This is a genomic window from Arachidicoccus sp. BS20, from assembly GCF_001659705.1.
Taxonomy (GTDB): Bacteria; Bacteroidota; Bacteroidia; order Chitinophagales; family Chitinophagaceae; genus Arachidicoccus.
The window spans coordinates 3,065,618-3,079,809 of sequence record NZ_CP015971.1 but is presented as its reverse complement, the minus strand read 5'-3'; the positions used below and the strand labels follow the sequence as shown (position 1 = coordinate 3,079,809).

Genomic DNA, 14,192 nt, shown 5'->3' with positions numbered 1-14,192 from the left:
TGGTTTATTTTAATTAAATTCATCCGTGCATCTGTGGCATTAAAATAAAATTATGATTGCATTTCTCAAAGGCGATTTTGTCAATAAAACTCCGGCGAATGTTATTGTAAACGTACAAGGCGTTGGCTACGATGTAAATATTAGTCTGAACACTTATTCTGCCATCAGCGAGCTACAAAACGGATTGCTTTATACGCATTTGCACATTACTGAAAACGCGCAAACTTTATATGGCTTTGCCGATATGAATGAGAAGCAGCTTTTTCTGCAACTCATTTCTGTTTCAGGTGTAGGCGCATCTACTGCGCGCATGATGCTTTCGGGCATGAAGCCTGATGAAATTATCAAAGCAATTGTACAAAGTAATACACCACAACTCGAAAAAATAAAAGGCATCGGGCGCAAAACTGCCGAGCGGTTAATTGTGGAATTGAAAGATAAATTGGCAAAATTGCACGATGCAAATATTGTCGAATCTTTACCGGCATCTTCGCGCATAGAAAGCGATGCACTGGACGCACTCATGGCTTTGGGAATTGGTCGTACAATGGCAGAAAATGTGATTAAAAAAACCTTGAAATCGACGCCGGACATCGATGGACTGGAAAATCTCATCAAACTTTCCCTGAAAAATTTATAACCTCAAACGGCTTTTATACTTTAAAAGCCGTTTTTTCGTTATTAAGACTTGAGCAATAATCGGTTGCTCTGTTTAGCGTTTGTCCCAATTGAGCAAGTTATATAGACATCTTTTTCAAAAAATCAGCCTCTCTGTCTGCTTCCTTTGCAGTTGGATGTTTGTTGCTGCTCAAAACACCGATACTTCACATTTTTACCCTTATCCTATTCACGACCGGTACGGCGACGGCTTTACATGGAAAAGCCATAACCTGTTTGATTTATCTTCCGACACTTCACTCATCCGCAGGAAAATTGTGTACGATTCTGCCACACATTCTTATTTCATTATTGAGAAAATCGACAGCATCGCATATCGCCGTCCTGTACAAATTTCACAGGCAGATTTCTTAAGACTGCAAGGACAGCGAGATGAAACAAGCTATTATGATTCGCTTTCGCGCTCCATGAGTTTGCTCAACTTTAAACAGCCTCGCCCGAAGCCGCGCGTTATTTCAAGTTTTTTCAATCGAATTTTCGGCTTAACGCCCGACGGTAAAAAAATAGATGTAACGCCCACAGGAAACATCAACTTATCGCTCGGTTATCAGGGACAAAATATCAAGAATCCGACTTTGTCGGAAAAAGCGCGCAAAACGGGAAGTTTCGATATGAATGCAGGCGCGAATATGAGCATCATTGCACAAATAGGAAACAAACTTCGCTTGCCTATTTCGTACAATACCGACGGTACATTTTCTTTCAATAATCAATTCAAATTAAATTATCAGGGCGATGACGATGCTATTCTGAAATCGTTGCAGGCAGGCAATATTTCTTTTCAATCTAAAGGAACATTGATGCCGAGTATGCAAAACCTTTTTGGCTTGGAAGCGCAACTGCATTTCGGAAAATTATTTGTTACAGGTGCAGTCGGCAGCAATCGTTCACAACGTCAATCGATAACGCTGCAAGGCGGCGGCTTAGCACAAACCATTAATATTTCGCTCGGCGATTATGACGAAAACAGGAACTTTTTATTGGGAAATTATTTCAAGGATAATTACAACAAAACCATGAGTCGGCTCCCTCTGATTAACAGTCAGGTGCGCATTCTGCGGATGGAAGTTTGGGTTACGAATGTAACAGGCGCAACTACCAATGTGCGCAGCGTTGTAGGCTTGATGGACTTGGGCGAAAATCAGCCGTACAATGGCAACGTTCATTCCATGCATTCTTTAAATGGCTTGCCCGATAACGGCGCAAATGATTTGTATTCCACTTTATTGTCCAATTCACAAAGCCGCAATCCTGCGATTGTAACGAGTATACTTACTTCGCGCGGTTTGCAGGCAGTAAACGATTTTGAACAAACTTACGCGCGAAAACTGGATTCTACGGAATATTATTACAATCCGCAGGCAGGATTTATTTCGCTGAACCAACAGCTGCAGCCCGACCAGGTTTTGGCTGTTGCTTATCAATATTCATACAACGGTCGCGTGTTTCAGGTGGGCGAATTTTCGCAAGATGTGGCGCTCGACTCCACGCAAGGCGTGCAGAAAGTTTTGTTTCTCAAATTGCTGAAAGCCACTTCGCAAAGAGTAGATTTGCCCACCTGGCAATGGATGATGAAGAACGTATATTCTTTGAATGTTTCGGGATTAGATTCGAGCAATTTCGATTTGAATGTTTATTACAATCAGCCGAGCGGCGGCACCAACCGTTACCTGCCACAGACTTCGCAGGATGTGAGCGGGAAATCGATTATTTCGATTCTCGGCGCAGACCGGCTGAACAGCCACAACGACGCTTTGCCCGACGGGCAATTTGATTTTATCAGAAACTTTACAGTGCTGCCTGCTCGCGGAAGAATTATTTTTCCTGTACTTGAACCGTTCGGTAAAGATTTAGATTCTCTAGCATATAACGGCGTTTCACAGGATGTGAAAAATCAATACATTTATTATCAACTCTACGACAGTATAAAAGCCATTGCGAATACTTATGCCAATGTCAATCGCTTCGTGTTGCAGGGGACAGTCAAAGGCTCTTCGAGTTCAACTATCAGTATCGGCGGTTCAAACATTCCGCAAGGTTCTGTTACGGTAACTGCGGGCGGGCGAACATTGCTGGAAGGCGTGGATTACACTGTAGATTATATCAACGGAACAATTCAAGTGCTTAATCAATCCATTCTGGATGCGGGAACGCCCGTAAATGTACAGTTTGAAAACAATAGCAATATCAGCACGGTACAAAGAAATTTTCTGGGCGTTCGGTTGGATTATTTAGTTAATAAAAATCTGACGCTCGGCGCAACAATGGAAAAACTTTCAGAGCAACCCTACACTTTCAAAACCAATTATGGTCAAGACCCGATAAATAATACAATGTACGGCGTAGATATGAATTATCATGCCGATTGGGACCAATTGACGCGCTGGCTCAACAAGCTGCCTTTTTATTCCACCAATGCAAAAAGCAGCATCAATATTTACGGCGAAGCGGCAATGCTGAAACCCAATCATCCAAAAATAATCGGTTCGGGCAACAATGGCAGAGTGTATATTGATGACTTTGAAAGTTCCAGCAGCGAATTTGATTTGCGTTATCCATTTACGGCATGGTCTCTGGCATCAACACCTGCGGGCAACGGATTGTTTCCAGAAGCCGATTTGGTCAATAATTTAAGCTACGGAAAAAACCGCGCGTTACTGGCTTGGTACAATATTGAACCCACTTTACAAGACAGGTCGAATACATCAAATCCTTTGTATAAAAATCTGTCGCAACTCAGCGACCCGCGTGTGCGTCCCGTGTATGAGAGCGAACTTTTTCCGAACCAAAGCACTATTTCCGCGAGCCTGCAAACGACTACATTCGATTTGTCTTTTTACCCTAACCAAAGGGGTCCGTACAACTTTACCGACGACCCCGCAAACATTGACGCCAACGGGCATTTGCTCAATCCGCAAAAACGCTGGGGCGGTATTATGCGCGCATTAGACCAAACCGATTTTGAAACGCAAAACGTTGAATACATTGAGTTTTGGATGCAAGACCCTTTTATCAAAGACCCGCAAAGCAACGGCGGGAAACTGGTTTTTGATTTGGGAAATGTGAGTGAAGACGTGCTGAAAGACGGCAAGCATATGTACGAAAATGGTTTGGCTACGCCAACTTCGCCTGCGGGCGAAGACAGCTCTTCGGTTTGGGGCGTAACGCCGGCGAATCCAATTCAACTGACCAATGCGTTCAGCAATACCGCTGCGGACAGACCTTATCAGGATGTTGGTCTTGACGGTATGGACGATGACGGCGAACGGCGCAAACAGAATGCTTATCTGCAAACATTAGCTGCGAACTTTGGTACAAATTCGCCTGTATATCTCAAAGCATCACTCGACCCTTCGGCGGATAATTATCAATGGTACCGCGACCCAAGTTTCACAAGTGCGGACGGCATTTTGACAAGATACAAGCATTACAACAATCCGCAGGGAAATTCGCCTGTGGCAACTACGTCGCAATCGGCTTCAACTACTTATCCCGACAATGAAGATTTGAACGGCGATAATACCATTAACCAGACCGAACAATATTACGAATACCAAATCAATTTAAAGCCGAACATGATGCTGACTGACAAGTACGTTGCTGATGTCCGCACCATTACGCCACGCCTTCCGAACGACAGTATTACGCAGGAACATTGGTATTTGTTCCGCATTCCCATTAAAGAATTTACCAACAAAGTCGGTTCAATTGCAGACTTCAAATCCATTCGTTTTATGCGTATGTATTTGACAGGTTTCAACGACTCTACAACAATTCGCTTTGCGGAATTAGGCTTGGTGCGCAACGCATGGCGACCTTTTACTTATGTGTTGGATACATCGGGTTCGTATCAATCTTTACCCGCAGGAAGTTCAACTACACTGACCATTACTTCCGTAAACACGCAGGATAATAGCGGCAGACAACCGATTCCTTATAAAATGCCGCCGGGCGTTCAGCAATTACAATCGTTGAACGGCGGCGGAAGCGTGAGCAATGGTTCTGTGTATTTGGAAAAAGAGCAATCGATGAGTTTACAAATACAGAATCTGCAACGCAACGATTCGCGCAGCGTATTTAAAAACATGAATCTTGATATGCGCCGTTACGGGCAAATGTCGATGTTTCTTCACGCAGAATCTGTGCCGGGTCAAACGCCTGTGAATAATAATGATTTGGTCGCCGTGATAAGAATCGGACAAGATTTTCTGGACAATTATTATGAAATAAGAATTCCTTTGCAGGTAACGCAGCCGAGCGCAACAGCAACACCGGAACAAATTTGGCCCGATGCCAATCACTTAATGGTTCAGCTACAGGATTTGGTAACACTTAAACTCAACCGCAATGCAAGCGGTGCGCCTTTGAATACCATTTACCGCGAACAAATGGGAACACAAACTTATTCCGTAAAAGGAAACCCGAATCTTGCGCAGGTAACGAGTTTTTTAGTCGGCATTGAAAATGCGCAAAACAATCAGCCTTTGGATGCCGAGGTTTGGGTGGACGAATTGTCGCTTTCGCAAATGAATGAAAAAGGCGGTTGGGCGGCGCAAGGTCGCGTGGATATGCAGCTTGCAGATTTAGGTACACTCAGCGTTTCGGCGAATACATCTACCGCAGGTTTTGGTACATTGGAACAAAATGTGAATGAACGTTCGACGAATGATATGTTCCAGTTTGACGCATCGGCAAGTATCGATGCAGGAAAATTATTTCCTAAAAAAGCAGGCTTCAGCATTCCTTTTTATGCAGGTTATAACCGTACTGTTTTAACGCCGCAATACGACCCGTACAATCAGGATGTGCTGTTCAAAGAAGAACTAAAAGGCATGACTTCCGCGCAGCGCGATTCGGCGCGAAATATTGCACAGGATTTGTCCACCACCAAAACCTTCAGCTTTACCAATGTGCGTTTTGCGCAGCCATCTATGCATCCGAAAATATGGAGCCTGAGCAATTTTGATTTTTCTTATTCTTACACGCAAACCAATCAAACCAATCCTTTGATTGAAAAAAACAGCATTACACATACTTACGGCGGACTGGGCTACACATTCAACGGACAGCCGAAATATTGGCAACCGTTCAGAAGATTGTTTCACAATAAAAGTCCTTGGCTTTCATTCATCCGCGATTTTAACCTGAATCCAACGCCGTCGCTCATGAGTTTCAGAATGACATTTGACAGGCAACAAGGCATTTACACGCCGCGCGTAGTCAATCCGTTTAATGTAAATAATCAGGTGGATTCCGTTGAATCGACCTACGATAATTATTTCAACATGACGAGAAATTACAACTTGTCGTGGAATCTTACGCGCAGTCTGAACATTGATTTTACTGCCAATAATCTTTCTGTTATAGACGAACCTTATGGTCCGTTGAACACGAAAGCCAAGAAAGATTCCGTATGGCACAACTTTTTGAAAGGCGGAAGAAATACACAGTACGCGCAAGCAGCAACGTTATCGTACAGCTTGCCGTTGAATAAATTGCCATTTGCAGATTGGATAAAAGCAGATTACAGTTACTCTGCAACTTATAATTGGATTGCGGCAAATCTGCAAGCCGTGAGTTTGGGTAATGTCATTGAAAACGGCAACAGTTCTACCATTAAAGCTGATATGGATTTCAGAAAATTGTACAACAAATCGAGATTACTGAAATCAATATTGAATACAGACGCTCAACAGCAAGCCGCGAACGAACAAAAAATGTTGCCGCAACAATCGAAAAAACTAATTGATTCATTATTAAAAAGTATTCCCAAGAAAACTGATGTAATCAAGGGTTTGAAAGGCCGCGCAAAAAGATTGGCATTGATTAAATGGCGCAGACTGAAACATGAAATTCATCTTGCCATCAAAAAAGAAAAAGCCAAGCAACACATTGAGCACACAAGTGGTGCGGTAACGACTGCTGCCCGCTTGCTCACAATGGTTAAAAGCCTAAATATTTCTTATGCACTTACCAACAACAGCCGATTGCCCGGCTACATGGATAGTACGCGGGCTTTGGGCGAAGATTTAAAAACGCGGCAACCCGGCTTCGGATATATTTTCGGGAAAATGCCTACGCGGCAATGGTTAGACGAAAAAGCACGACAGCACGTAATCTCAACAGATTCATTGTTCAACGATTTGTATAGTCAAAGCTATACAAAAATGCTGACCATCAACGCAGAGCTTGAGCCTGCAAAAGATTTGAATATTCAATTGTCGATGATGAAATCGTTCAATAAAAATTACTCCGAACTGTTTAAAGACACGGCAGGCAACGGAACATTTGAGCACTTAAACCCTTACGCAGCGGGCGGTTTCACTGTTTCGTATGCATCCTTCAAATCTCTGTTCAACAAATCATCGTCCGGCAATGTGTCCAAAACATTTACACAGTTTTCAGACTATCGTCAAATTATTTCGCAAAGATTAGCATCTGCAAATCCGTATTATCGCGGCGGAACAACCGACGACGGCTACGCAAAAGGCTATGGACGTTATGCGCAGAATGTACTGATTCCCGCATTTCTTGCGGCATACACAGGAAAATCGCCTTACACCGTAAACCTGATAACTGAAAATAATGCGAGTATGAAAACCAATCCGCTTGGCAGCATTTTCCCGTTGCCCAACTGGAGCATTAGCTATGCAGGACTTTCCCGCATCGGTAATTTGTCCAATACATTTTCCAATATCACGCTGAACAATACTTACAGCGGCACGCTTGCAATGAACAGTTTTACCAGCGCGCTCAATTTCCAGGACCCGCTGATGGTGGGAATGCCCGCATTTATTGATTCCGTTTCGGGCAATTATGTGCCGTATTTTGTAATTCCGAATATTACGATTTCGGAAAGTTTTGCTCCGCTGGTCGGCATTAATGTAACGCTTGCCAATCAAAGTACGTTTTCTTTTCAGTACGGAAAAACAAGACAGCTTTCTTTGAGTTTGGTAGATTATCAGGTAAGTGAAGTGAACACTACTTCTTATGCGCTGGATTTTAGTTTGGTAAAACACAATGCAAAATTGCCTTTCTTACCCAAACCGAAAAAACAGGCAAACGGCGTAGGCAACGATTTGACTTTCGGGTTGAACCTCGCAATGAGCGACCAGTTCAATAGCAACACCACGCTCGACCAAACGAATAATTACAGCACCGGCGGGCAAAAAGTGGTTTCCATTTCTCCTTCTATAAACTATGTACTGAACAACCGCATCAACCTGAAATTTTATTTTAACCAAACGCGTACGCTCCCCTATGTATCCACAACACCGCCGATAACCACGACCAACGCTGGTTTGCAGATAACGATGTCGCTGCAATAACCGGAGATTATTTTTTCTTCGTCCACATGGGTTTTTGTTTCAGAATTTTTTGATGAACAGGACAATTTTCGGTATGCGCGCCGGGAAGAAAACCAATGCTCATCAGAAATTCATTCACAATTTCGCCGCCGGTAAACCGGAATGTTTTCTTAAACAGCTTTACCCATTCTTCTTTAGTTTTCGGATGATGGTGTTCCAGCCATTTTTCAAACGACCCGAACTCTTTTTGCAATGCGAGAATAACGTTGGCATTTTCAATAGCGGCATTTACTTTCAGCTTGTTGCGGATAATGCCGGCATCGGCTAAAAGCCTTTCCCTGTCAGCATTTGAATAAGCAGCTATTTTTTTTATATTGAAATTATTATACGCTTTGCGGAACGACTGTTCTTTTTTCAAAATCGTTTCCCAGCTCAGTCCCGCCTGGTTTATTTCCATAATCAGCCTGCCAAATAATTCATTATCGTCATGAATGGGAAAGCCGTAATAATTATCGTGATAATTTTTGTGCAAAGCCTTTTTTTCTTCGGGTTGCATGGTTTCGATATATGCACAATATGACATGAGATTTTTGTTTTTATTTCTTACAGAATACGAATGATTTTTAAAATATCTGCGTATTTACAGCTTTTAATTAAGGTGTAAAGTTCGTTTTTCTTTTGAATAATTTTATTGAACAAATTCAACGGCTGAAAACATAATGCAGGCTAACAAAAAATAATGTGAGAATACACCTCGTTAAATTTTTCCTATTTGTACATAAGCAATATTTTTGTGCTTCTTAAAAAGTATTAGTATTGTAGCTTTTCATTGATTATTCTTGCGCACGGGCATTCATAATCATAAAGTTCCGGAAACGGCTTTTTAAGCAAAATAAGCATGGTCAAATATTTCAACGCAAAAACAAGAATGGTTTTATCTGCCTGCGCAGGTTTTTTGTTTTTGTGGATTTGCCAAGCCGGGGCGCAATCCAACGCAGCCAACAACATCCGGGCACTTACCATCCTTACCATCCGCGGAGCCAAAGATTCTGTAAATACCGACACGATTCCTGCAAGCTGGGCAATGAAAATGGATAACCGCACCCCGCAGGATATTTTCATACAAAAGCACGCGCGCCCGGTAGATGAAAGTATTTTTTCTAAAGATTCGCTGGGCATGATTGTCGATTTTAAAGCCACCGATTCCGTGATTTATCACGTAAAATCCAATATGCTGTACCTGTACAAAGATGCAGATGTGAAAGACCCTGACGATGATATAACCGCAAATACAATAGAATATAATCGAAATAACAACCAGGTAAGAGCTTACGGCAACAGCGATACTTCCAACGAAATAAGCGGCAGACCGACCATTTTACAAAAAGGCAGCAAGTCCATCATGGATACTGCGGTTTACAATATAAAAACCCAGAAAGGTATTCTTAAAAACACTTTTTACAATGAAGGCGAAATTTTTGTAAAAGCCGATATTGCCAAAAAAGTGGACAGCAATTCTATTTTCATCAAAGATGCACGGTTTACCACCTGTAATCTTGAGCCGCCGCATTTCGACTTCCATGCGTGGAAAATGAAAATGATTACCGGTAAACTTGCCGTTTCCGGTCCGGCATTTCCCGAATTTGAAGGTGTGCCGATGCCTGTAATTATTCCGTTTGGTATTTACCCGCTTACAAGAGGGCGGCATTCCGGTTTGCTGCCGCCTACCTTTGAGCAAAACAGCAGCTACGGACTGGGCATTACGGGATTGGGCTACTACAAAGTAATCAATGACAACTGGGATGTAACCACCCGCGCCAACCTGTACACGTACGGCGGTTACCTTGTTACCATAAGTCCTGAATATTATAAACGGTACAAATATCGCGGTAATCTTAGCTTTTCATATCAATATACTAAAATACTGAATAGCGGCGGCGTAAGCGAACAGGAATACCAAACAGGAACAACGATGCACATCAACTGGAGCCATTCTATGGACAGTAAGGCACATCCCGGCGTAAGCTTTTCTGCCAATGTGGATGCGGGCAGCACGAAGTTCAATACCTATCTCGCCAACAATCCTTATGCGAATTTCAGCAACAACCTCACATCTTCCATTACCTATGCAAAAAACTGGGACAATGGTAAATACAATTTGTCGTTGTCTGCTACGCATAACCAAAACAGCAATACGCATCAAATAAATGTCCAGTTTCCCACACTGAACTTTTCTACAACTACCATTTATCCTTTCCAGAAAAAGGAATCTGCGGATAACTCAAAGTGGTACGACAATATTGGATTTTCGTACAACACAACCATACTAAACCAGTTGTCGTTTTTTGATACGGCAAAAAACTCTTTCCGCAGTTTACTTGACACCATGCAATGGGGCGCACAGCACTCCTTACCTATCACGCTTACGTTGCCTGCGCTCGGTCCGCTGATTTTTACGCCATCGGTAAGCTATGCCGAAAACTGGTACAGCAGAAAAGATACACTAAGTTGGGATGCGGAAAGACGTAAAGTAGATACAACCATTATGCGCGGTTTTTACACCGCACGCCAAATGAGCTTCGGCGTAACTATGAACACCCGCATTTTCGGTACGGTTAATTTTAAAAACGGCGGCGGCATTAGGCATGAAGTACGACCCTCTATCGGCTTTTCTTATACACCGGACATGAACAGTAAAAATTATAAGAATGTCCATGTGGATACTACTGAATACGAGCAAAGATATTCTGTTTATGGCATCGGCAATGTGGTATCTGCCTTTGGAGAAGGACAAAGCGGCGCTATTACTTTCAGCCTGGACAATGTGCTGATGATGCGGACACCGAATAAAAATGACACCACCGGCGACCCCGAAAATAAGTATAAAAAATTTAACCTGCTTGATGGATTCGGGCTTAGCACAAGCTACAATTTGTTGGCAGACTCTCTCAATTGGGCACCTGTTGCTATATATGCGCGAACATCGCTTTTTAACAATAAGTTGAGCGTTAATTCCAATATGACCCTCGACCAATACGAATATGGCTCACATGGCAACAGAATTAATAAGCTGCTTTGGTCACAGGGGAAAATAGGAACCATTACCAATGGAACATTGTCTTTGTCCACATCTTTCTCAAGCAAAAAAACGGACGACCGTCCCGATAGTTCACGCATAGAAATGGACCCGAATATGCCACTCGACCAGCAGGAAGAGCAACTGAATTATGTAAGAAGCAATCCCGGCGAATTTGTCGATTTCAATATCCCGTGGAATGTGCAACTTTCTTATGCCATGGGTTTTAACCGGCAGGTAAATCCCGATTACAGCGGCTTCCATAAGGTGTTCAACTCGAGCCTTAACATGAATGGCGACTTCAGTCTTTCGCCCAAATGGAAAGCCGGCGGCAGCCTGTATTACGATGTTATTAATCATCAGGTTGGGATGATGACGCTTTTTCTTTCCCGCGATATGCATTGCTGGCAAATGTCCATCAATATTACACCGATTGGTCGTTATAAATCTTTCAGTATTATTTTGAATCCTAAATCGGGCATTTTACGCGATTTGAAGATTAACAGAACAAGACAGTTCTATCAATATTAATTTTTCACAATACATACTTTTTCATTCCGTTTTAAACAAAACAGAAAACAAATTTTGTTTTTTAAATACATTATTTTATTTTTAATGAAACAACCGGGAATATATGTCAGTATCTGTTTCATTAAACGAATATAGTGTAGGCGAAAACTTATGGGACGAAATGATTGGACCCGAAGGCTTGCGCACGTGTTACCAAAAATTTGCAGGCAGCATCCAAAACATGACCCGCGAAGAAATGAGCAGCAAAGATGAACTGGCGAAAAAACTGTTCATGACGCAAGGCATCACATTTACCGTTTACAGCAACAACGAAGGCTTGGAGAAAATTTTTCCTTTTGATATTATTCCGCGCATTATACAAGCCGATGAGTGGAAAACCATTGAAGCTGGCATCAAACAACGATTGAAAGCGCTCAATATTTTTCTGAAAGATATTTATCATCAGCAATTCATTATTCACGATGGTATTATTCCCGCAAAGCTCATTTACTCCTGCCCTGTTTTTTTAAGAGAGATGGTTAATGTAAATGTGCCATTCGATATTTATTCGCACATTGCGGGCATTGATTTAATACGCGATGCAGACGGAAAGTTTTATGTACTGGAAGATAATCTGCGTACGCCGTCGGGCGTTTCATATATGCTGGAAAACCGCGCCATGACTTCGCGCATTTTTCCCGATATGATTCCCAAAAACAATGTACGGAAAGTGAATGCTTATCCCGATTTGTTGTTGCAAAATCTGCTCGCATTATCCAATTCGCAGGAAAGCTCGCCTACCGTGGTTTTACTCACGCCGGGTATTTATAATTCGGCATATTTTGAGCATACAACATTAGCAAGGTTAATGGGAATCGAATTGGTGGAAGGAAGAGACTTGGTTATCGAAAATCATTTCGTCTATATGAAAACCACCAAAGGTTTGAAAAAGGTAGATGTGATTTATCGCCGCGTGGATGATGATTTTATCGACCCGCTTACTTTTCGTCCCGACAGTATTCTTGGTGTTCCCGGCATTTACTGGTCATACAGAAAAGGTAACGTTGCCATTGTAAACGCTATGGGCAACGGTGTTGCGGACGATAAAGCCGTGTACGCTTATGTTCCCGACATGATTAAGTATTATCTAAACGAAGAACCGATTCTGAAAAATGTACCGACTTTGCGCTTGGAAATTCCCGACAACCGGAAATATGTATATGAAAATGTACACAATATGGTTATCAAAAAAACCAACGAATCGGGCGGCTACGGAATGCTGATGGGCAACAAGGCTTCGGAAGAAGAAATTAACAATTATCTCAAAGCCATTGAAGCTGACCCGCGAAGTTTTATTGCGCAACCGATTATCAATTTATCGTCCGCACCGTGTTATATCGACGGTAAAATTCAACCGCGCCGTGTAGATTTAAGACCGTTTGCTTTATATGGTCCCGATGGAATTAATATTGTTCCCGGCGGATTGACAAGAGTGGCTTTGCGCGAAGGTTCGCTTGTGGTAAATTCTTCACAAGGCGGCGGCAGCAAAGACACTTGGGTGTTGGCATAAGTTCTTACAACTGTTCGACATTACGAATGTCGAACTTGGAACAACGTTAGTCGGGATTGCAAATCCCGAACAGCAGAGAATGATTTAATTTATAATTCTTAATTACTAATTGAAAATATGTTAAGCCGAGTAGCTGAATCTGTGTTTTGGATGGCTCGATACATGGAGCGGACAAACGGATTGTTGAGAGTCCTGCGAACCAATTATATTGCTTCTCAGGACGATGTTACCAACTTCAACTGGCGCACCACGCTGCAAACTTACGGTTATCTTAAAAGCGAGGAGATAGAGGGCATCCAATTCGACTCAAGAAAAGTATTGCAGTACGTGATGCTCGACAGAGACAACGATGCGTCGCTCATCAACAACATTACGCGGGCGCGGGAAAATGCGCGCTCCGTACAGGACCATATTACCAAAGAAATGTGGCAGGCGCTGAATGGCTATTATCATCTCATCCGCGAAAAAGAAATAGAATGGCTGATAAAAAACGGCGACCCGGTTTCTGCATTGGATTTATTATTAAAACAGGCGCTTTTCCTGCACGGAACGATTGATGAAACCATGGCGCGCGACGAAGCATATAATTACCTGAATGTGGGGAGATACATCGAGCGCGGCATTATTTCCATCGATGTCCTGATAATTCGACTGAACGAAATAGGACTACATCTTTCCCAATCGGAAGAAACACCGCTTTGGCGATATTTGCTGTACTCATTATCGGGCTACGAATTATATCTGAAAAATAACAAAGGACTCTTACGTGCCGATTTGGTTATCAAACAAATTCTGCACAACCCGTATTTCGTGCATTCCATCAGTTATTGCATTCATCGAACGCTTCGGTATTTCCAACGTCTGCAACGCGAAAGCACACCGGAAAATTTTCAAAAAGTAGAATTTTTATTGGGCAAAACACAAAACGAACTGAAATACAGTTCGCAGGATTTTACCAATGAAGCATCTGTAAAAAACATACTTTTGACTACACGAAAAGATATTGTGGCTACGACACAAGCATTGAACCAATATTATTTCGGAATTTAAT

At 42.4% G+C, this 14,192-nt stretch carries 6 protein-coding genes; 5 read left to right on the top strand and 1 reads right to left on the bottom strand.

Annotation, left to right across the window (positions count from 1 at the left end; genetic code table 11):
* Positions 1 to 52: 52 nt before the first annotated feature.
* On the top strand, positions 53 to 640 hold the full coding sequence (ruvA, locus tag A9P82_RS13310) for a Holliday junction branch migration protein RuvA (protein ID WP_066208603.1): 588 nt from the start codon (positions 53 to 55) through the stop codon (positions 638 to 640).
* Positions 641 to 794: 154 nt separating this feature from the next.
* The gene (gene sov, locus A9P82_RS13305; protein ID WP_066208601.1) at positions 795 to 8,006 is read left to right on the top strand and encodes a T9SS outer membrane translocon Sov/SprA; all 7,212 of its coding nucleotides are present in this window, start codon (positions 795 to 797) and stop codon (positions 8,004 to 8,006) included.
* Between the two features lie 7 nt (positions 8,007 to 8,013).
* On the opposite strand, the gene A9P82_RS13300 is transcribed toward sov, so the two are convergent.
* Positions 8,014 to 8,568, bottom strand: a complete 555-nt coding sequence (locus A9P82_RS13300; RefSeq protein WP_066208599.1) for a DNA-3-methyladenine glycosylase I — start codon at positions 8,566 to 8,568, stop codon at positions 8,014 to 8,016.
* Between the two features lie 315 nt (positions 8,569 to 8,883).
* On the opposite strand from A9P82_RS13300, the gene A9P82_RS13295 reads away from it, so the two are divergent.
* From A9P82_RS13295 to A9P82_RS13285, 3 genes are all read left to right on the top strand, one after another.
* The gene (locus A9P82_RS13295; RefSeq protein WP_066208597.1) at positions 8,884 to 11,592 is read left to right on the top strand and encodes a putative LPS assembly protein LptD; all 2,709 of its coding nucleotides are present in this window, start codon (positions 8,884 to 8,886) and stop codon (positions 11,590 to 11,592) included.
* A gap of 103 nt (positions 11,593 to 11,695) precedes the next feature.
* Positions 11,696 to 13,141, top strand: a complete 1,446-nt coding sequence (locus A9P82_RS13290) for a circularly permuted type 2 ATP-grasp protein (RefSeq protein WP_066208596.1) — start codon at positions 11,696 to 11,698, stop codon at positions 13,139 to 13,141.
* Positions 13,142 to 13,258: 117 nt separating this feature from the next.
* Positions 13,259 to 14,191: an alpha-E domain-containing protein gene (locus tag A9P82_RS13285; RefSeq protein WP_082915353.1), complete on the top strand. Its 933-nt coding sequence runs from the start codon at positions 13,259 to 13,261 to the stop codon at positions 14,189 to 14,191.
* Position 14,192: the final 1 nt, after the last annotated feature.